Below are 21,513 nucleotides of genomic sequence, written 5' to 3'. Positions count from 1 at the left end.
GGGAAGTCAGAGCAGAGCGTCCTCGTGGTAGAGGCCCACGCTGTAGATGCGGCAGCCGGGCGGGAGGGCGGACCGGGCGGCCCGCCGTCCGTCCTCACGCCAGCAGGCCGTCTCTTCCTCGGTGAAACGCCGCGGTTCGGGCGGCCCGACGGCCAGGACCTCGACGCGTATCTGCCGGTCGCGGACCGGGCCGGGCAGGCGGATGACGTTGAGGCGGAGGTAGTTGTCCTCGGCGCGGTGCAGCTCCCGCCACGGTTGGTGCGGTCCGGGACGGCTCAGCAGACGGTATGCGGAGACGCACTGCGGGGGCCGCCACAGGCCCGGAGCGCTGCTGATCCGGGCGTTGAGGTCGGTGTCGAACCGGAGCCGCACCTCGTCGAAGGTGACGGGCCGGGGGTAGCTGAGCTCCAGGCCCTGCGGCAGTGGTGCCTGCGGGTCGGACATCCACAGCTGCGGCCCCGTCTCGGGCCAGTGCCGGCCGGTGACCGCATTCTCCGGGCCGTAGGGGTACTGCACGGGATCGGTGCGCAGGGTGAGGGCGGTCCACTTGTCCTGGCACCAGTGCCGGTAGGCGGGCAGTGCGATCTCACCGGCGGCCAGGACACCGTAGGAGTGCGCCTCCGGGGCGGGGCCGCCGTCCGTGGTGTGCAGGTACTGCGCCGTGGTGCCGGGCGGCTGGTCGGTGGCGGCGATCCAGTGGACGGCCGCCGCATCCGGTGCGGCCTGTCCGGCAAGCGGGCTCAGGGAGAGCCGATGGAGACGGCCGGGGCGTACCACGGCCTCCAGCGGCAGGGTGACCTCGGCTGTGCCGGGTGGCACGTCCACCGTGCCGTGGGCGACCGGTTCCCCCGCCGTACGGGTCCACAGCGTGGGGACCTCCGCGAGGTGCCACCCGATCGTCGTCGCGCGGCCGTCGTTGCGCAGCCGGACCGCCGCCGTGTGCAGATGCCCGGTACTCACCGGGAAGACCAGGGCCTGGGGAACATCCAGGCGGCGGGTGCCTCCGGGATCCGGCGCGCCGAAGTCGAGCGGCGCCTGACTGTCGGCGGTCACCGCCGCCTCCAGCCCGGTGACGGGCCGCTCCCGCATCCCGTGGATGCGGACGTCCGAACGGAGCAGGCGTTGCTGTACGCGGTCGATGTGCTTGTCGTCGGGGTCGGCGGTCTGCTGGGGAGTCAGACCGCTGACCAGGGCGTAGGCGGCGGCGATGCCGGTCGCCTGCCCGAGCATGCCGAGGATCTGCTGGACCCGCAGCGCGCCCAGTGCCACATGCGTGGCGCTCAGGCATCGGCCGCCCAGCCAGAGGTTGGTCACATTGCGGCTGTAGCAGGCGCGCAGCGGCACGCTGAAGGGCGGTACCCGTGTCCAGTGCCGGTAGTCGGTGTCGGCCTTGGACGGTTCTCCGGGCTCGGACTTGTTCAGCAGCCCTCCCTTGGCATGCAGGTCCAGATACCAGCCGACGGAGGCGATGCGGTCGGGCCAGACCCCGTCCTCATGGCAGTCCCACTCGCTGAGCACCACGTCGCCCAGCAACCGTCTGCTCTCCCGGCGTCCGGGCAGCGAACCGATCCACTCCAGCGCGTAGTTGGCCAGTGTTCTTCGCCGGGGATGGTGGTTCTTGAGGTAGCTCCATACGCCCAATGCGTGGCGCAGCAGTTCGTCACGGACTTCCTCGGCACCGGTCACCTGATGGAAGGGGTAGCCGATCTCCAGCCACCAGAAACCGCCGAACTCCTTCCGGTGGATATTGCGCAGTTCGCGGAACGGACCGATCGGATGCTGGGCGTCATACGGTTCGGCCCACGCCGGAGGCTTGTAGAGGACCGGACGGCCGGTGTCACGGGCTCGCAGGGTGATGGTGCTGCCGGAGGTGGAGAAGTCCCGGACCGCCGGGGCCAGCGGCTCCCCGTACTCGTGACGGGCCTCCCGGCCGTAGTCCCAGTCGGCGCCCGCGAGATAGCCCACGGTTCCGTTTCCCGTACAGTCTGCGAACTGGCGGGCACTCAGCCGCAGTTCCTTCTCCGTGGTCAGCTGGACGGCATCGACCCGGCTGATGGTGATCCCCCGGCCGGCGCTCTGTGCCCCGTCCGCGTCGCTGCCTTCGACGTGTACGGTGCGGACGCTGGCGTTGAGCACCGTACGCAGCCGTGGCTGCTGCCGTACCGCGTTCCACAGCGTCAGATCCCAGCCGGAGTTGGTCAGCCCGCCCTCCCAGAACTGTGCATGGTTGGTGGCCCTGTCCTCCAGCAGCAGGTCCTCGACGATGCCGGTCTCCCGTGCCCACGCCGAGAAGTGCGCCGTACCCGCGGGCACCACACGTACCTCGCTGGAGGAGTTGCCGCCCAGGACCGGCCGGTCGTGTACCAGGACCGTGTCGGCACCTTCGCGTGCGGCGGCCAGCGCCATGCACAGGCCGGCCAGTCCGCCGCCCACGACCACGAAGTCCGCATGCAGTTCTTCTGTGTACCGGGCCGGCCGGTCGGCGGGATTCTCCGGCGTCGGGTACCGGGTGGAGTGCATCGCGGTCATCGGTGGCCTCCGTTCGGCGGTGTGCCTGCCGCCTCATAGGCGGCCCCGGCCCGGAATACTTGCCGGTCGCTTCCGGGCGCCCCCAGGAACTGCACACCCAACGGGAGCCCCTGGCCGACCGGTTCGGCGGCAGGCACCGTAAGGGCGGGCGCACCGGTCACGGACGCGGGCCGGCACAGCCGTGGGTAGGCCGCGGCAAGTGGTTCCCGTGCGCCGTCCGGGCGTGTGCGGTGGGTGGCTTCCCGCTCCGCGGCCGGCGCCGGGACGGTGGGAACGAGCAGCACATCCACCTCGGCCTCGCGGAACAGCGCACGCCAGCGTTCCCGCAGCCGGCCGATACGCCGGAACAGCTGCGCGGCCCGCTCGGCACCGATCCGCCGGCCGTCCCGTACCGCCGCGGCGATCCCCGGTTCGGCAGGGAGTGTGCCGGGGAAGCGGCAGGCCGTCTCCCAGAGCGTGAGAGATGCGGTCAGTTCCCTGTCGAAGTACTCGGCGCCGACGCTGACATGGTGGCGCTGTGCGCCGAGGGAGCACAGTGTCTCGGCCGCTGCCTCCACGGCCTGTACGGCGCGTGGCACACAGCCGTCATAGAAGAAGCCGCCCGGGACGGCGATCCGCAGCCCTCGTACGTCCGGCTGCCCGGCGTCGTCCGGCACGGTTCTCGGCTGCCCAGCGGCAAGGGCGGAGAAGAGTAGCTGAATATCCGTCACATTCCTTGCGATGGGGCCGACTTCATCAAAGGTCTCGGACATGGGGGTCAGCCCGCGCCGCCCGACCAGTCCCGCACTGGGACGCAGCCCGGCCACGCCGCACAGGGCTGCGGGAATGCGCACCGAGCCGACGGTGTCGCTCCCCAGCGCCGCGGGAACCAGACCGGCCGCGACCGCCGCCGCGGACCCGGCGCTGGACCACCCCGGCGTATGGGCGGGATCAAGCGGATTGCGGGTTTCGCAGTCGAACGTGAACAGTGCGGGAGCCCGCGTGGTGCCGACGATGACCGCGCCCGCAGAGCGCAGGGCCGCAACGGCCTGAGCCGGAGCCCGCCCCGTGGCACCCGTCTCCAGCAACGTCTTGCATGCCAGCGGTACCCCGTGCAGCGGCCCCAGCCGTTTGCCGCTCATCGCTTGGCGCTCGGCCTCCCGGGCCGCCCGCCTGGCGTCTTCCGCATCGACGCGGTCGAAGGCCCGTAGCCAGGGATCTTCGCGTTCGATGCCCCGCAGGCACTGCTCCAGCAGCTCAAGGGGCGAGAGGTGACGCTCGCGTACCAGCCGCGCCGCCTCCGCCACTCCCGGGACGTCCGGCGTTCCGGCATCGATGTCGGACGGACTCCGCCCACCCGTGCCCGTCATGTCCCGCCTCCGGCCCCCACCACATCGGATCCGAAGGTGAAGCTCTCTTCGCCGGCGCCTTCCAGCAGGGCCAGCCACTGTTCGAGCAGGGTACGGAAGCGTTCCGGGGCCTCCAGGTGGAGGAAGTGACCGCAGTCCTCCCAGACCAGACTGCGCGACGGCGGGCCGGCCAGGACACCGGCTTCCCAGCGTGCGCGGTTCCGGTCACGGTTGAGGGCAAGGACCGGCTGAGTGCGGCGCACCAGGTACCGGGAGGAGGCGGGCTCGCTGGAGAAGGATTCGGCGGGCATATGCAGATCGGCCAGCGTTCGCCGCATCACCTCCGGGTCGGTCCGCCGCACCCGGTCGTGAAGATACGCGCGCAGCTCCGGGTGTCGCGTGCGGTCGACCGAACCGGCGACGAGATCGGCGGCGAGGTCGGTTGTCCCGGTGCTCAGCTGCTCGAGCCACGGCTGCACACGGTCGCGGTGGCCCTTTGGACGTCCGTAGGCGGGGTCGAGAACCAGCAGGCCCGCTACCCGGTCGCCGGCTTCCGCGGCGACGACGGAGGCGACGACGGCGCCGAGTGAGTGGCCGACCAGAACGGCCGGGGCGTCCACCCCGCGCTCGTCCAGCAGCCGGACGACATCCGAGGCGAAAGTCGCCGACCGGTAGTCACTGGGCGAGGGTCCGGAATTCCCGTGACCGCGAAGATCGAGGGCGATCACTCGGCGCCGGGTCCGGAAGCGCGCCACCGTCGCGTCCCAGTCGTGGAGGTCTGCGCCCCATCCGTGGATGAGGACGAGCGGGTCGGCCGTCGCGCGGCTCGGCCCCTCGTCCACATACGCCAACCGCCCGTGCGGCCCGTTCAGACAGTGCAGCAGCGGCTTCCGCTGCGGCGGGGCGTTCAACGGTCCGCCTTCCGGGGAGCGCTCGCCTGCCAGCGGCAACCGTGGTCGTCGCCGTCCTCGATCAGCTCGAAGGCGGGCCGGTAACCGCGCGCGGCGATATTGGCCGAGATGGCCGCGGTGCAGAACTCGCACGGGGACTTCAGGGTGAGCGGTACGCCACGGGCGCGGGCGCGCTCCCGGTAGTCCCAGATGCCGCAGTGCGTGATGAGCAGTTCCGCCCGCTCCCGCGATGCCTCGAGCAGCCGCATCTCGGACCCGTACAGTTCGGCCTGCCTGGCCACCCGCCCTATGGCATCGGCCGCGCCACGGCCGTCGGCACGCTCCACGGCGCCGTGCACCGCTGCGTTGGCGCGTGCCCAGGCCGTCAGCTCGCCGTATCCGAAGCGGCTGATCAGGAAGCGCTCGATGAGGGCCTGGGCCCGGAAGAAGACGCGTTGCCAGTCGGTGGGGACGGGCGGGTCCTGGGCCGGGAGGCCGTCGAAGATGGCTGCCTGAATCTCGAACCACTCCCCCAGTGCCGTGCCGGCCTGCTGTTCCACGAGGTACTTCGTCATGCCCGCTTCGGCCTCGAAGAGGCGTTGCTTCCACAGCGCCACCCGCTCGGCGTCACTCATCGTGAAGATGCCGGCCGCATACCCGCCGTCGACAGGCGCATCCCCGCCGGAGCGCTGCCCCGGAAGCCTGGCCGTCGTCTGCTCCGCTGCCATCTCGGTCCACCTTTCCCGCCGTCGTTGTCAGCTGGACCAAGTGCCGTCCGACGGCGTGCGGCACCTGGTCAGGTCCTTCACCAGCTCGGCGAACTCGTCGTGCCCGGCGAACGCCCGGTCTGCCTCGCACAGGGCGGCCGAGTGCCTTCTGCCCGTGTGGTGAGCGGGGGCTCCCAGCCGGGGAGCGCGTCGAGCAGGGCCTGGGTGTAGGGGTGTTGCGGCCGGTCGAAGACCCCTGCGGTCCTGCCGTGTTCCACGATCTGGCCGTCCCGCATGACCATGACGTGATCGCAGAGTTGGCGGACGGCCCACAGGTCGTGGGAGATGAACAGCAGGGTGAGTCCGTACCGTCGGCGCAGTCCGGCGAGCAGGCCGAGGATCTGGGCCTGGACAGTGGTATCCAGCGCGGAGACGGGTTCGTCGCAGACGAGCAGGCGGGGCCGGGGCGCCAGGGCACGGGCGAGGGCGACCCGCTGCCGCTGTCCACCCGAAAGCTGCGCGGGCCGCCGTGCCAGGTGGGCCGCATCGAGCCCGACCTGTTCCAGCAGCTGCACCGCCTCGGCACGACGCGCGCTACCGCTGGGCACGCCCCGCACGCTCAGCGCCTCGCCCAGCAGCCGGCCAACGGTCCACCGCGGGTCGAGGGAACTCAGCGGGTCCTGCTGGACGAGCTGGACATGCCTGCGCAGGGGACGGCGCCGCCGCTCCGCCAGGCTGCTCCAGGGCTCGCCGCCGAAGTGCACCGATCCGAAGTCCGGGGTCTCCAGGCCCAGGACGAGGCGGGCCGTGGTGCTCTTGCCGGACCCGGACTCACCGACGATGCCGAGAGTGCGGCCGGCGCGAAGCTGGAAGGACACCTCGTGTACCGCCGCTCGGCGCTCCCCGTGCGGGCCCGGGTAGCGCTTGGTCACGGACCTGACATCCAGCAGGACCCCGTCGGTGGGACGCGCTCCGCCGAACGGGGTCTCGCGCGCGGCGGTCTGCTCTGTGGGGAACGCGGCGGCGGTACCCGGCAGGGCGGCAGGACATCCGGTGTCCGGCCGGGTCGTCCCGGCCGACCGGCGCAAAGCGACCGACGGGACGGCTGCCAGCAGTTCCCTGGTGCGGTCGTGGAGCGGATCGGACAGCACCCGTTCGGCCGGTCCCTGTTCCACGACGCTACCGTCGTGCAGCACCGCCACCCGGTCCGCCACTGTGGCCACGGCCGCCAGATCATGGCTGATCAGCAGCAGCCCCATGCCGGCGTCACGCAACCGGCCCAGCAGGCCGAGAACCTTCGCCTGCACGGTGAGGTCCAGGGCCGTCGTCGGCTCGTCGGCGATGAGGAGGGCAGGTCCGGCGGCGAGCCCGGCGGCCAACAGCGCACGCTGGCGCAGACCGCCGGAGAGCTGGTGGGGGTACTGCGCGGCACGCCGCACAGGATCCGGTATGCCAGCATCGGACAGCAGCTGCACCACCCGGTCCGCGGTCTCGGCGCGCGGCACGATCCGGTGGGCACGCAGCGGTTCGGCCACCTCGGCGCCGACGCTGCGCATTCCGTCGAGCGACACCAGCGCATCCTGGAGCACCAAGCCGATTCGACGCCCGCGTACCCGGCGCCAGGCCCGCGGCCCCCAGCGCGAAGCGTCGCGCCCCTCGACCGTCCAGCGCCGGGCAGTGACCCGCGCACCCTGACCGGCGAGCCCGACCAGCGCCCGGGCGGTGACGCTTTTCCCCGATCCGGACTGCCCGACGAGTGCCAGGCACTCGCCGGGAGCGATGGCCAGCGTCACGCCGTTGACGGCCGGTAGCCGGCCGCCGGAGCCGGCGAAGTCCACCGTGAGCCCGTCGCATTCGACCAACGGGGAATACGTCTGTGCGCTGCTGGTCATCGGCCCACCCCGATGATGCTGCCGCCGAGCCGACGGCCGAGGGCGGTCACGGACATCGCCAGGACAGTCACCGCACAGCCGGGGAAGGCCGTGGGCCACCAGGCGAGCTGCAGGTACTCCTGGCCCTCGGCCAGCAGCGTCCCCCAATCGGTCGACGGCGGCTGGGGACCGAGCCCGAGATAGCTGAGCGCGGCGCCGGACACCATGGCACCGCCGAAGCCGACCGTGGCGAGGACGAGCAGCGGGCCGAGCGTGTTCGGCAGTATGTGCCGGGTCACCACGTGACGGCGCCGCAGGCCCAGCACGATGCCGGCCTCCACGAATCCCGCGCTGCGTACCGCGAGCACCCGGGCCCGTGCGACGCGCGCATACCCCGGTGCCCCGGCGATGCCGACGGAGAGGACCATGTTCGCCGTCCCCGGTCCGGTCACCGTGATGACCAGCAGCGCGAGCAACAGCTCGGGAAAGGCCATCAGGACTTCGGTGCAGCGCATCAGCACCCCGTCCACGGCGTGCCCGAAGAGGCCCGCTGCGAGGCCGATCAGCGTACCCACGGTGGCACCGATGACCGTGGCCCCGGCACCGATCAGCAGAGACAGCCGAGTGCCGTGCACAAGGCGGGAGAAGACATCCCGGCCGAGCTCGTCGGTGCCGAGGAGATGGCCGCTGCCCGGAGGCCGGAGGGTCTGCGCGGACGTCGCATCCGGCGCGTGCTGGGTGAGCAGCTCCGGGCGGACGGCGGCAAGCAGTGTCACGGTGAGCACCAGCGCAACCGGAACGGTGGACAGTCCGCTGCCGAGAGGAACCCTCGGGCACGCACTCCCGATGGCCTTCCGGGCCGCGGTCAGCGCATGGCGGACGGAGGGCATGCGGCCGCATGTCATGCCATCGCCTCCTTCATCGCCCGTCCGTCGCGCAGGCGGGGGTCGAGAAGGGGCACCACCAGATCCACCAGCAGGTTGATCACGGTGAAGGTGGTGGCGGACAGCATCACGACGGCCATCACGACGGGCGTGTCCTTGGCGGTGACCGCGGTGATCAGAACTCGCCCCACCCCTGGCCTGGCAAACACCGTTTCCACCAGCACCGCACCGCTCAGCAGGCTGCCCGCGAGCCATCCCGCCAAGTTCAGCGCGGGCAGCGCCGCGTGGCGCAGCGCGTGCCGCACCAGCAGCATGGACTCCGGCACGCCTCGTGCCCGCACGGTCAGCGCGAACGGCTGGGCGAGGGCCTCCTCCAGTCCCGCCCGCACCACCTGCGCGAGCGTCCCCGCCACCGGTAGGGCGAGTGTCACGGCCGGCAGGACCAGCGAGGCCACCCCCTGGTCACCCGCAATCGGCAGCAGCCGCCAGCGGAACGACACCACCGAGAGCGCCAGCAGGCCGAACCAGAACTGCGGTACGGACACCGCGGCCATCTCGCCCGCCGACACCAGCGCTCTGATGACCCGTCCCCGGCCGGCCGCGAGCAGCGCGGTGGCCAGTGCCACCACTACGGCCACCCCCACGGCGGCCAGGGCCAGTTGGCATGTCGGACCCAACTGGTCGGCAAGCACCCGCGGTACGGGCTCGTTCAACTGGTACGAGTAGCCCAGGTCACCGGTGAGCAGCTTGCCGAGCCACATCCCGTACTGCACCACCAGCGGCCGGTCGAAGTCGTACGCGCGAATGATCTGCTGACGCAGTCCCGGCGTGGCGCTCACCGTGGGGCCGACGACGGAGTCCACCGGGGACCCGCCGATGAGGTGCAGCGCGGCGAACGCGACCGTCACGGAACCCCACACCACGGCCAGTGCGGCAATGCTCCTGCGCAGGACATACCGGGGAATGCCGGACCTCACTGTGCCCCCGCAAGCCACGCGCCCTGGAACAGCGGCCATGTGTGCGCGTCGAACGTCAGCCCGCGAACCCGCCTGTGCGCGCCCAGCACCCGTTGGTCCACGGCGGTCGGCAGGGCGTAGCCGTGATCGGCGATGCGGCGCTGGATACGTGCGTACAGCGCGTCCCGGCGTGTCCGGTCTCCGACGGCGGATGCCGTCCGCAGCCATGCGTCGAGCACCCGGTCCGAAGTGCGGGAGGCGTTGTAGCCACCCTGTGTGAACGTCTGTCCCGCGCCGAAGAGGGTACGCAGCACATCGGCGTCGGCGGCCGGCCAGTGGAAGGCCACCATGTCGTACCGCCCCGCATTCCGGCGCGGCAGAAAGTCATTGGCGGCCAGCCGGATGAGCCGCACCTCGATTCCCACCTTTCCGAGGTCGGCGCGCACGCCTTCGTCCAGCGTGCGTTGTTCCGGAGGCGTGAAGTCGGCGACGAACGGGAGGTCGACGCTCAGCCGGTGACCATGCCGGGTTCGGTAGCCCTCCTGGTCGCGGTGGTTCCAGCCGGCCGCGTCCAGCAGCCGTGCGGCGCGGCCGCGATCGGGCCGCTCCGCACCGGGCGACGGGTGATGTCCGGGAGTGGAGGGGCTGAGCACGCTGTCCGCAGGCCGTCGCTGTCCGAAGTACACGGATTCCAGCAGGGCGTGGCGGTCGAGCGCGCAGGCTGCCGCCAACCGGATCCGCTGGTCGGCGAAGGGGGCCCGGCGGGTGTTGAGGAAGTAGGTGTATCCGACACCCGGCGGCACCTGGCTCAGCAGGCGCATCCGTCGATCCGCGCGTACGGTCCGGGTGTGCTGGGGCGGGACACCGTCCGCCACATCCGCCTGTCCACTGAGCAGCGCTCCGATCCGCACAAAGCCGACGGGCAGGAAGCGGAACACCAACTTGTCGACGTAGGCGGGGCCTTGATGGGCGGCTCCCTGTGGCGCCCACGCGTAGCGAGGGTTGCGGACGAACTCGGCCTGCTGTCCCTTGGTGTGCGAAACGAAGCGGAACGGCCCTGTCCCCACGGCGGAAGGCCCGCCCGCACACAGCGCCCCCGGGGCGGCATGCAGCGAGCGCGGCGAATGAAATCCCAGGTAGGTCGTGCTGAGGGCGCTCAGAAACGGAGCGAAGGGCCGGCTGAGCCGGATGCGTACCGTGTGCCGGTCCACGACGGTCGTGGACCGATAGGGCTCGATGAGGGAGGCGGCGTACTCCGACTTCGTGGCGGGAGCGGCGACCCGGTCGAGATTCATCTTGACCGCTGTTGCGTCGAACGGGGTGCCGTCGGTGAAGGTCACGCCCCTGCGTAATCGGAAGGTGTAGACGGTGCCGTCGCCGGAGAGCTTCCATCCGGTCGCGAGCCACGGGGCGAAGGAGCCGCCGGGGCGCTGGGCGATCAGCGAGTCGTAGACGTTGCGCATCAGGGAAGCAGTGACGTCGGCGGGGCTCACCTGCGGGTCGTAGCAGTCGGGTTCCTTGTCCGCCGCCACCGTCAGCGTGCCACCCCGACGTGGAGGGCCTAAGGGTCCTATGTCCTCGGCAGCGCTCCCGGAGCGGGAACACGCCATGAGTCCGGCGGCTGCGACGAGCAACAACGCCACAAGCTGGTTTCTCGACGGGATTCGCATGCCCTTCCCAAGGTGGACGCACACCGAGGCCCGCGCTCGCCCCCGGTGGGAGCGCAACCACAGTGCACGAAGGAGGAGGCCTGAGGACAAAAAGGTTTCAGCAGGCGGTGTGCCCCGCTCTCCACCCGCGAGGTCACGGAGCGGAACATCGATCGGACAAGTCCGAGAGGAGGGAGCGACGCGTTGCTTCGTACCGGCCGCGCCGGTGCTGCACCCGATGCTGTGACGCAACGTCAACAACTGCTAACCCATCCATGGCAGACATCATCAAACGCCGCCCAGCGCGAGGTCAAGAGGGTTCCGGTTGCCCATACGTCTAGAGGTACGTATCTACGGACCTTTCTCGGCCAGCCTCGACCTTCCAGCCGGTCTGTTTCGCAGCCGAAAATCATCGCTGAGGCAGCCCGGTCCGATACTGCCGGCAGCCGTGTCGGCGCAGGTGGCGGCCTGATTGCCGGACGGCGGGAGAGCCGCTCATCAGCCACCGCGCAAGGCCGGATTTGATTCCATGGAAAAGGGCCGGACCGGAGGCGATCGAGAATGACCCTTGACGTATTCCCACGCCATCACCTTCCATGGATTACGTCGGCAGGCCATTGCAGAAGTGTGAATCTCCCGCCGTTTCGGTTCGCTTCGAAGCGTGCGGGAACTGCGACGCAGGCCGTCTCACCAGCGTGGTGTCACCTGAGGTGAAGGAACCCCGGATGGCATCCCGTTGAGCGGGGATTCCTTCCGAGGTACGCCCTGAACAAGAACTCCCGCGCCCCCGTACCGCTGTTGAGCTTTCTGCTGATGTTTTCTCGGGCGAGACGGGGGCGAATCCAGATGCCGGATGAAGTCAGCACATCCGCACTGCACGCCGGAATCCGGCACGGCAGGCCCACGGATGGGTGCGAAGCCCTTGAGACAGACTCGAGGGAAGCAGACGTAGGGAAGCAGACATGCAGTCGACGCTAGCGAACGACGGTGCTCCGGCGTTACCTGGGCCAACCCCGCTGCACACAGCGATGGGCAGCACCCGAAGCGGGCGCCTCTCCCCCAACGGGATTTCGTACCCCATCCCTTCCAGCGTGCTCCGTGAAATTGACTCGGTCCTGCCGGACATCAACCGCCATCCGGACCCGACGTGCGCACAGTTGGTTCAGGCGATCGCACGGCACCATGGCAGCGCGCCGGACGACATCGTCGTCGGGCCCGGCCGGCTGGCACTGGCCACCGGAGTCGCTCTGGCCGCAGCCGCCGACGAAGCCGAATCGGAAATCATCTACCTGTCCCCCACCCTGGAAGGCATCTCCACCTCGGCACGGATCGCACGCATGAGCCAGCTCTCCGTACCACTCACCGACGAATGTGCACTGGACCTACAAAACATCGGCGACCTGGCATCGAGCCGAACCAGACTGGTGTACCTCTGCAATCCCAACGAACCAACCGGTGTGGTTCTTGAACGCCGACTCATCGAAAAACTGCTGCACCAGTTACCCGCGACGACCACTGTGCTCATCGACCAGACGTACGCGGACTTCGCCGACGAACGACCGGACGTCGATGTGACAAGCCTGCAACGGCACCATCCGAATCTGATCGTGCTGCGGTCGTTCTCGGCGGCGGACGGACTGGCCGGCCTGCCGGCGGGATATGTGATAGCCAAGCCACCGCTGGTGCACAAGATCCATGAATACATGCTGCCGTTCACCATCGATACGATCGCCCAGGCGGCGGCGACGGCATCACTCAACAACATACGGCAGCGTGAACTACGGATCAGGAAGATCATCGAGCAGCGCGAATCCATCCACCGCGAATTGGCGAACTATGGGTATCGCACGCCGAAGAGCGGCACGAACTTTCTCTGGATCCCGCTCGGCCCGGCCGGCCTGGATTTTGCGGTGGCCTGCCGGGAGGCCGGCATCGACGTCCGGCTGTACTCGCAGCGCGGTGTACGAGTCTCGGTAGGACGACCGGAGGAAAACCAGGTACTCCTGCGCGTGGCACGGGATTTCGCCATCGACCGTGATGTCCGGGGCACTTCACGCCACACGGGATAGGGACACCACGGCACCCAGCAGAGGGCAACGCGATGCACGGTCATCGGCCCTGCTCAGCAGGCGAGTTCCCCGGAGAGTAGCAACGCCCGATTTTCGCCGGCAGTTGTTTGGAGACGGCAATGAAACTGAACAGTTCCACGGTGTCCGTTGATCAGACCAAGCTGCGCTCCGTTTGCGGGCTGTTCTGCAGCGGGGTGACGGTCGTGACCGCACGGCACCGGGCCAGGCCAGTGGGGCTCACCTGCCAGTCCTTCAGTTCGCTATCGCTGGATCCTCCCTACATAGCACTGTGCATTGGGCGCGACTCACTTACGTGGCCGCTCATCAGGCAGGAAAATCGGTTCTGCGTAAATATCCTGGCGGGCCATCAGGAGGGCATCTGCCAGAAATTTGCTCGATCCGGTGGAGACAAGTTCTCCGGGGTGGGCTGGACCGAATCACCCAACGGATCTCCCTTACTCGATGGCGTTCTGGGGTGGATCGACTGCTCACTGGTCCGGGAGTTCGACGGCGGAGATCACGTCATAGCCATCGGACAGGTCACCAACCTGGACCAGGCCGAAGCGGATTCTCCCCTGCTGTACTACCGCTCGTCATTTCAGCGTTTACCCTGACTCGAAGGGGTCCGGCGTTCATTCTTTTCGGCACGGAGGCTGCACGATGACATCATTCCGGTACGATCCCCTGTCGGACAGTCAACTCGACAATCCTTATCCGGTGTACCAGCGGATGCGTGATGAGTGCCCCATATTCTTTGACGAGATCAGGAATGTCTGGGTTGTGACGCGCCACGAAGACGTCTTGACGGTAGCACTCGATCCAGAGACCTACTCTTCGGAGAGTGCGGTTCGCCTCTCTGCGGGAGATGAGCCCGATGAGGTCAGAGAGGTCTTACAGCAGGGCTGGTCACTGACGCCGAACCTGACCGAGAGCGACGGCGAGCAACATCGCCAACTGCGCGCCATGGTTGGCCGCGTCTTCACGCCCGGCAGGGTAGCGCAGCTGGAGCCCTTCATCCGCAAGACCGTCGATGAGTTGATTGACGGATTCATCGACGCCGGGCACATCGACGTCATTGAGCGGTACGCGTGGCCGCTGCCACTGATCACCATGGGACAGATCCTCGGAATACCGCAGGACGATGTCCCCCAGCTACACCAATGGAGTTACGACTGGCTTCGCCTGTCCGAATCGGCGCATGCAATATCGGATCGCGCGAAGTATGCGCACAGTGTTGTTGCGATGCAGCACTACATCATGGACCTGTTCCAGGGCAAGGGAGCGGCCGACGGGGATGATCTGATTTCACTGCTCCTACAGTCTGCCGAGGACGCCTCGATGGACACCGTGCAGGTAATGCAGCTGGTGATGAACCTGATCATCGCCGGCCATGTGACGGTCACCCGGGCGATCGGCAACGGCATCGTGACGCTGCTGGACCACCGGCTCGAAGTCCGAGAATCTCAGCTGGACGAGCAGCTCACAAAGACGATGGCCGATGAGATCCTTCGCTTTGAATCACCGGTCCAAGGGCTGTTCCGTACCGTGACGGCGGACACGGAACTCGGCAGGGCACGGCTGCGCCGCGGAGACCGGGTCATGGTCCACTGGGGAGCGGCAAACCGTGATGAGCGAGTCATCGCCGATCCCGACTCCTTCGATATCGAGCGCAAGACTTCACGGCACAACTTGGCCTTCGGACGGGGCATCCACGCTTGCCTGGGCGCTCCGCTCGCAAGGCTTCAGCTGCAGATAGCCATCCCCCGCCTCTTCGAACGCCTCCCGGGCCTACGCCTGGCGAGTTCGGATTCTTGGATCCGGGACCGCATCATGATCGCGCGGGGATTCGTAGCGCTGCAACTCTGTTGGGACCAGCAAGAGAAGACGACTGGCCCGATGGCGCCCCGTCAGGAGCAGGCAATCCCTTAGCGGTTGTTTTTGACGCACGCCAGAGAGAGTGCGTGGTCGCGCAGATCAGACTGGTCAGCCTTCATATCAACCACAGTGGCGGCGCACTGTAGTGGGACCTCCACCCCGGAGATACGAGGAACGCCCCTACACCTGCGCGGCCGCTACACGAGAGGGGAACTGTGCGAACGCGCGGACGCGCCCGCTGGGCAATCGGCGGACTGCTGGCGGGAGGAATTCTCGTCAATTTTCTCGACCGTACGGCCTTATCGGTGGCCAGCTCTCCCCTTGCCGACGAATTCGGCCTCAACCTGAGCCAGCTCGGCGTTGTACTGTCCGCATTCACGTGGTCGTACTGTTTGGTGCAACTGCCCGCCGGTGTGCTGGTGGACATGTTCGGGGTGTCGCGCCTCACCCGGATCGCTTCTCTCTTATGGGCCGTCGCCAGTCTGCTCACGGCGGTGGCCGGTGGGCTTGGTGGCGTCATCGTGGCCCGTCTGCTGCTAGGGGTGGCAGAGGGGCCGTCGATGGTCGGTGCTTCCAAGGCGACCGCAGCGTGGTTTCCGCTCAGTGAACGCGGCATGGCAACAGCGCTGTTCGACGGAGCCCACAAGCTCGCCAACATGGTGGCGTTCCCCATCTTGGCCTTTGTGATGAGCATCTGGGGCTGGCGAGCCGGCTTCCTGTTCACCGCGGTGGCCAGCCTGCTGTTCGCCGCCGTGTGGTGGTGGGGCTATCGGGACCCGTCCGCGCACCCCAATCTGCGCGCCTCCGAAAGGGAGTTCATCCTCCATGGCGGAGCGCGCGACACGGACCGGGGACAGTCCGGGCAGCTGCGCACAGTGCTGCGTTCCCGTACGAGTTGGATGATCGCGCTCGGCTTTGGCTGCTACGGCTATACGGTCAATGTAGTCCTCATCTGGATGCCGGAGTTCTTCCAGCGCGATTTTCACCTCCAGCTGGTCAGCTCCGGCATCTATTCGATGGTCCCGTGGGGCGTGGCCACGGTCGCGGAACTTCTCCTCGGGGGCTGGCTGGTCGACAGACTGGTGTGTGGCGGCCGCGATCCCATGCTGGTCCGCAGGACCGTGCTGATCTGCGGAATGACGCTCGGTGCGACGGTCGGTGCCACGGGGATGGTGCGTTCCCCCGCCCTCGCTGTGTGCTGGATGTCCCTCTCTCTCGCCGGACTCGCCATTGCGGCGCCGGTCGCCTGGAGCCTGCCGGGCCTGTTCGCCCCTACCGGAGCGGTGGGGGCGGCCACTGGGCTGATGAACTTCGCCAATACAGCGGCCACGGCGGGTGGGGTGGCACTCACCGGCTGGTTGGCTGACGTAAGCGGGACCTTCCACGCGCCGTTTGTGGTGGCAACGGCGGTGCTGGCCGTGGGGGCTCTGTCGTACTGGAGCGTGCTGCGGCCCTCGCGGACGCCTTCACCGACCCCGAACGTCGACTCCGCGCACTCAGAGGCGGGCTCCGCCGTGGGCAAAACCGCAGCGACCTCATCGACGGATTCCCCGCCGCAATGTGACTCACCTTGACAAGAACACAGCCAGAGGCCCAGTGAGGGGCAGGACGTACGAATGGACAGCGGTCACGGCCGGAAAGGCGTAGCAATGGAGAAATCTTCGCAGATCAACACCACACGCACGCAACTCGAAGCCAACCGTAAACGGCTCATCGCCGAGCTGTTGACGGCTGAACCGGAGCTCGTTGACCGTAATCCGCTACCAGAAGTCTTGGAGGCAACCGCGGAACGCGGGCTGCGGTTGTCCGAGATCATCAAGAGAACGCTTGCGGGATACGCCGACCGACCCGCGCTCGGAGAGCGCGCCAAGGAGTTCGTCTCGGTAGCCGGACGCACTGAGATACGGCTGTTGCCCCATTTCAACACCCTCACCTACGGCGAGTTGTGGTTGCGGTTATGTGCGGTCGCCGCCGACTGGTATCACCACCCCGAGCACCCACTGCGCGCCGGCGATTTCGTAGCCGTCCTTGGCTTTGCCGGCACCGACTACACCACCGTGGACCTGGCCTGCAGCCAAGTCGGCGCGGTCGCCGTACCGCTGCACAGCAACTCCACGGTTGCCCATATTCGCCCCCTGGTGGCGGAAGCAGCACCACGCGTCTTCGCCACGAGCGCGGAGCGGTTGGAGACGGTGGTCGAAGCGCTGGCCGGGGACACTGCCGTCCGCCGGCTGATTGTCTTCGACTACCACCCCGAGCTCGACGAGCACCGTGAACGAGTGGCGGTCGCACGCCGACGGCTGGCCGAGGCCGGTTCGCCGATTTCGCTGGAGCTCCTTTCCCACGTCATCGACTGTGGGCGCACATTGCCCCCTGCGCCGAACCTGCCGTCAAAGGACCGTGCCGGGGAGACTCTGTCGGCACTGATCTACACCTCTGGCAGTACCGGCAGTCCCAAGGGCGTCATGTACGCGGAGTCGACAGTCTCCCTGATGTGGCGTCCGAACTGGGACACCCATTACCAGTTCCCCGTGATCACAGCCAACTTTCTCCCGCAAAGCCATCTCGTTGCGAGGAGAATCCTGGCCACGACCCTCGCCCGAGGCGGTACCGCCTACTTTGTGGCCAACAGCGATCTGTCCACTTTCCTGGAGGATCTCGCACTCATACGGCCGACCGATCTCACCGTGGTGCCACGAGTCTGCGAGATGCTCTTCCAGAGCTACCGGAGTCGGCTTGACCAGCGGGCAACGCGTGCCGAGTTGCGGGAAACGGACTACGCCGAGGTGCTTGCGCACTTCCGGGACGAACTGTTCGGCGGCCGCATCATCCGAATCCTGTGCGGTTCGGCCCCGCTTGCACCGGAGCTGGTCGCTTTCCTTGAATCCTGTCTGGAGGTTCCGTTCCACAACGGATACGGCACCACCGAAACCGGGTTCCTCATGCTGGACCATCGCGTGCAACGGCCACCTGTACTGGATTACAAGCTCGTGGATGTTCCCGAGCTCGGCTATTTCGCCACCGATTCCCCGCACCCTCGTGGAGAATTGCTGGTAAAAACCCAGCTGATCACCTCCGGCTACTATCAACGCCCGGAGCTTACCGCTGAGGTATTCGACGAGGACGGGTTCTACCGCACCGGCGACATCATGGCCGAGCTCGAGCCGGACAAGCTGGTCTACATCGACCGGCGAAACAACGTGCTCAAGCTTTCCCAGGGTGAATTTGTGGCACTGGCGAAGCTGGAATCGGTCTTTGCCGCCAGCCCGCTGGTGCATCAGATATTCCTGTACGGGAACAGTTCCCGCGCTTATCTGCTCGCGGTGGTGGTGCCGACTCGTACGGCAATCGATCAGGCATCCGACGAAACGGCATTGAAAACAACGATCAGCGAGTCGCTTCAACGCATCGCAAAGGAGGCAAAGCTCAACCCCTACGAAATACCACGTGACCTGCTCATCGAGACCGAGCCGTTCAGTCAGGAGAATGGCCTGTTGTCCGACTCGACCAAGCACATACGGCCACGGTTGAAAGACCACTATGCCGAGCAACTCGAGCGGCGCTACGCCGAGCTGGCGCAAGGTCAGGCCAACGAGTTGCGCGGGTTGCGGCATGACAAGAGCCGCCCAGTAGTGGAGACGGTCGGCCGCGCCGTGCAGGCGCTGCTCGGAAAGCCCGAGGGCGAGCTGAGCCCAGAGACTCGTTTCACCGACCTGGGTGGAGACTCACTGTCGGCGTTGTCATTGTCCAACCTGCTGCGGGAAACCTTCGACACCGAGGTCCCGGTCGGCACGCTCATCGGCCCGGCCAACAGCCTGCGCCAGATCGCCGATCACATCGAACAGCTGCGCAGCCCGTCCGCGGAACGACCCACTTTCGCCGACGTGCACGGCGAATACGCCACCGCAGCGCGGGCCGACGATCTCACCCTGGACAAGTTCATCGGCCAGGCCACACTGACCGCAGCCAAGGCGCTCCCCCGGCCGACCGCTACGCCCAGGACAGTGCTGCTTACCGGAGCCAATGGCTATCTCGGCCGCTTCCTGTGCCTGGAATGGCTGGAGCGGCTGGCCCCGATCGGCGGCAAACTGATCTGCCTGGTACGCGGCGCCGATAACACAGCCGCTCGACAGCGCCTCGAACAGGCGCTGGACAGCGGGGACACCGAGCTCCAGCGGCGTTTCGCCGAGTTGGCCGCCAACGGAACGCTGCAGGTGCTCGCCGGCGACATCGGCATGGCCGACCTGGGCCTGACCAAGCAGACTTGGCAAAGACTGGCCGCCACAGTCGACCTCCTCGTGCACCCTGCCGCACTGGTCAACCATGTCCTGCCCTACAGGCAGCTCTTCGGCCCCAACGTCGTCGGTACCGCCGAACTCATCCGCATGGCCCTCACAACCCAGCTGAAGCCGATCAACTACCTGTCCACCGTGGCCGTCGCATCGCACGGAGCAGCCACGATGGATGAGGACATCGACATCAGAGTGGCCAGCTCGGTGCGACCGATCGACCAGAGCCACGCAGGCGGCTACGCCATCAGCAAATGGGCCGGGGAGGTACTGCTGCGGGAAGCCCACGACCTGTGCGGGCTACCGGTAACCGTATTCCGTTCGGACATGATCCTGGCGCACGGCCGCTACGCCGGGCAGCTCAACGTGCCGGACACGTTCACCCGCCTCGTGCTGAGCGTGATCGCCACTGGAATCGCTCCGCAGTCGTTCTACCGCACCGACGACTCGGGCCGGCAGCCGCGGGCGCACTACGACGGCTTGCCGGGTGACTTCGTCGCCGCCTCGGTGGCCACCCTGGGAGCCGGCGCGGCCGGCTACCGCACGTTCAATGTGGTCAACCCGCACGACGACGGCATCTCGCTGGACACTGTTGTCGACTGGCTGGCTGACTCCGGCATATCAATCCAGCGGGTCGAGGACTACCGGGAGTGGCACGAGCGGTTCGAAGCCGCGCTGCGGGCGCTGCCGGAGAAGCAACGACAACGCTCTCTCCTCCCCCTACTGCACACCTACCGCGAACCAGCGACACCGTTGGCCGGGTCGGTCGTCCCCGCCATTCGGTTCCAAGAAGCAGTACGAGCCGCCGGAATCGGGGCGGAGAACGACATTCCACGCCTGTCCCGGCCGCTGATTGAGAAGTACCTTTCGGATCTACGACACCTGCGCGTGATCTGACCTCGGGCTTCCATAAAACGACGAGGCGGTGTTCGCCGCGATCACGTATGTGCTGATGGCGGAACCCGGCAGCCCGAGTGCGGACGCGCCGGCGCTGCCGGCCCTGCTCGCGGAAGCGGAAACCCTTGCAGCGAAAGGAAGTACTCGTTCGTGAAGAGAGAAACCGCCGAAGCCGTGGGGACATTCGAGATCGGCGGCAAACCGGTCGCCAGGCTCGGCTTTGGCGCCATGCGGCTGACCGGTCGCGGCGTGTGGGGGCCGCCCGCCGATCGCACCGAATGCGTGCGAGTGGTGCGACGGGCGGTCGAACTGGGCGTGCAACTGATCGACACCGCGGACTCCTACGGCCCGCACATCAGCGAGGAGATCATCGCCGAGGCGATCCACCCGTACCCCGAGGATGTGCTGATCGCGACGAAAGCGGGAGTGACCCGCAATGGCCCGGACCTCATCGACACCGGCGACGGACCGGTCCCCATCGGACCGAAGGCCTGGCCACCAGTCGGGCGCCCGGAATACCTGCGCCAGCAAGCGGAAATGAGCCTGCGGCGGCTCCGCCTGGAGCGGATCGACCTGTTCCAGCTGCACCGGATCGACCCCGCGATCCCGCTCGAGGACCAGGTCGGCGAGCTCGCCAAGCTCAAAGCCGAGGGCAAGATCGCCGCGGTGGGACTTTCCCAGGTAAGTGTCGAGCAGATCGAACAGGCCCGCGCCATCACCGAGATCGCCACCGTGCAGAACCGCTACAACCTCACCGACCGTTCCTCCGCCGCGGTGCTCGAGTACTGCGAGGTCAACGGGATCGGGTTCATGCCGTGGGCCCCCGTCGCCGCGGGCGCGCTCGCCGGCCCCGACGGCCCGCTCGCCCGCATCGCCGCCAACCACCAGGCCACTCCGGCCCAGGTGACGCTGGCCTGGCTACTGGCCACCTCCCCGGTCATGCTGCCCATCCCCGGGACGGCCAAGGTCGCGCACCTCGAAGACAACCTCGCCGCGGCCACCGTGCGACTGGAACCCGGCGAATTCGCCGAACTCACCGAACTCGGATGAGGAGGCGATGCCGGGAACAGCGAACAACAAGCCCCCGGTGCTGCGCGCCGGCGCAACCGCGACACTCATGCGGAGGGCTGGTCGGACCTGCGGCCGCCATCGCGCTTGCCCAGGCCGGAGGGCCGGCCGTTGGCGAAGGCGTCGTCGTGTCCACTGGGAAAATGCCTGCTGCATGTCGTGGGGTGAGTCGGCGCGAGCGGCGCCGTCGGGTTCGGCTGCGGTGACCTGGGGAGATGGACGATGACGTGGTAAGCGTCCAGGGGCCAGGTCGCCGCAGGGGGCATGCCGGGCCACAGGGGCGGCCGGCGTTGGATGTGGCCGTTGTGGACGGCCGGCACAGGTCGGCGAGCCGGTTCGCGGCACGCTGTAGCGGTCTCGGTGGCGGGTGGCGCGGACAGCGGGTTGATCGCGAAGACCTGTCGTTCCCGGTCCGCGGCTTCGCCGCCAGGGGGCCGCGGGAGGTCTCGATGGCGACGGAAATCGGGGTGTCCTCGGTGTCGCCGTTGGGCATGGCCTCGC

14 protein-coding genes are annotated in these 21,513 nt (G+C 67.9%); 6 read left to right on the top strand and 8 right to left on the bottom strand.

Annotated features, from left to right (window positions below; all coding sequences use genetic code 11):
* Positions 1 to 6: 6 nt before the first annotated feature.
* The 8 genes from ACZ4S3_RS35815 to ACZ4S3_RS35780 all read right to left on the bottom strand — a co-directional run bounded on the left by ACZ4S3_RS35815 (position 7) and on the right by ACZ4S3_RS35780 (position 10,697).
* On the bottom strand, positions 7 to 2,529 hold the full coding sequence (locus ACZ4S3_RS35815; protein WP_467942271.1) for an FAD-dependent oxidoreductase: 2,523 nt from the start codon (positions 2,527 to 2,529) through the stop codon (positions 7 to 9).
* Positions 2,526 to 3,878 (bottom strand): amidase, encoded by a 1,353-nt coding sequence (locus tag ACZ4S3_RS35810; RefSeq protein ID WP_467942267.1) that lies wholly within the window; start codon positions 3,876 to 3,878, stop codon positions 2,526 to 2,528. Before ACZ4S3_RS35810 ends, ACZ4S3_RS35815 begins: the two co-directional genes overlap by 4 nt.
* Complete coding sequence (locus tag ACZ4S3_RS35805) at positions 3,875 to 4,768, bottom strand: alpha/beta fold hydrolase (RefSeq protein WP_467942264.1); 894 nt, start codon at positions 4,766 to 4,768, stop codon at positions 3,875 to 3,877. Before ACZ4S3_RS35805 ends, ACZ4S3_RS35810 begins: the two co-directional genes overlap by 4 nt.
* Positions 4,765 to 5,475, bottom strand: coding sequence for a hypothetical protein (locus tag ACZ4S3_RS35800; protein WP_467942260.1), 711 nt, complete (start codon positions 5,473 to 5,475; stop codon positions 4,765 to 4,767). Before ACZ4S3_RS35800 ends, ACZ4S3_RS35805 begins: the two co-directional genes overlap by 4 nt.
* Before the next feature lie 77 nt (positions 5,476 to 5,552).
* Positions 5,553 to 7,346: a dipeptide ABC transporter ATP-binding protein gene (locus ACZ4S3_RS35795; protein WP_467942256.1), complete on the bottom strand. Its 1,794-nt coding sequence runs from the start codon at positions 7,344 to 7,346 to the stop codon at positions 5,553 to 5,555.
* Complete coding sequence (locus ACZ4S3_RS35790; protein WP_467942253.1) at positions 7,343 to 8,230, bottom strand: ABC transporter permease; 888 nt, start codon at positions 8,228 to 8,230, stop codon at positions 7,343 to 7,345. Before ACZ4S3_RS35790 ends, ACZ4S3_RS35795 begins: the two co-directional genes overlap by 4 nt.
* Positions 8,227 to 9,117, bottom strand: coding sequence for an ABC transporter permease (locus tag ACZ4S3_RS35785; RefSeq protein WP_467942249.1), 891 nt, complete (start codon positions 9,115 to 9,117; stop codon positions 8,227 to 8,229). Before ACZ4S3_RS35785 ends, ACZ4S3_RS35790 begins: the two co-directional genes overlap by 4 nt.
* A 65-nt stretch (positions 9,118 to 9,182) precedes the next feature.
* Entirely contained in the window at positions 9,183 to 10,697 is a 1,515-nt protein-coding gene (locus ACZ4S3_RS35780; protein ID WP_467942245.1) for an ABC transporter substrate-binding protein, read from the bottom strand.
* Between the two features lie 1,208 nt (positions 10,698 to 11,905).
* Between ACZ4S3_RS35780 and ACZ4S3_RS35775 the strand changes: the two genes are divergently transcribed.
* The 6 genes from ACZ4S3_RS35775 (at position 11,906) to ACZ4S3_RS35750 (ending at position 20,994) form a co-directional block, all read left to right on the top strand.
* On the top strand, positions 11,906 to 12,883 hold the full coding sequence (locus ACZ4S3_RS35775; RefSeq protein WP_467942242.1) for a pyridoxal phosphate-dependent aminotransferase: 978 nt from the start codon (positions 11,906 to 11,908) through the stop codon (positions 12,881 to 12,883).
* 119 nt (positions 12,884 to 13,002) lie between these two features.
* Positions 13,003 to 13,497, top strand: a complete 495-nt coding sequence (locus tag ACZ4S3_RS35770) for a flavin reductase family protein (protein WP_467942239.1) — start codon at positions 13,003 to 13,005, stop codon at positions 13,495 to 13,497.
* A gap of 46 nt (positions 13,498 to 13,543) precedes the next feature.
* Positions 13,544 to 14,812 carry a cytochrome P450 gene (locus ACZ4S3_RS35765; RefSeq protein ID WP_467942236.1) on the top strand — a complete coding sequence of 423 codons (1,269 nt, stop codon included), beginning with the start codon at positions 13,544 to 13,546 and terminating at the stop codon, positions 14,810 to 14,812.
* A 161-nt stretch (positions 14,813 to 14,973) separates the two neighbouring features.
* A complete protein-coding gene (locus tag ACZ4S3_RS35760; RefSeq protein ID WP_467942234.1) occupies positions 14,974 to 16,332 on the top strand; it encodes an MFS transporter in 1,359 nt (452 codons plus the stop codon).
* A 75-nt stretch (positions 16,333 to 16,407) separates the two neighbouring features.
* Entirely contained in the window at positions 16,408 to 19,944 is a 3,537-nt protein-coding gene (gene car / locus ACZ4S3_RS35755; protein WP_467942230.1) for a carboxylic acid reductase, read from the top strand.
* Positions 19,945 to 20,094: 150 nt separating this feature from the next.
* The gene (locus tag ACZ4S3_RS35750) at positions 20,095 to 20,994 is read left to right on the top strand and encodes an aldo/keto reductase (protein WP_467942227.1); all 900 of its coding nucleotides are present in this window, start codon (positions 20,095 to 20,097) and stop codon (positions 20,992 to 20,994) included.
* Positions 20,995 to 21,513: the final 519 nt, after the last annotated feature.

The sequence above is a fragment of the Streptomyces sp. NPDC028368 genome (assembly GCF_055565615.1).
Note: the sequence above shows the minus strand (reverse complement) of the source record. Positions and strands in the feature narration are given on the sequence as shown.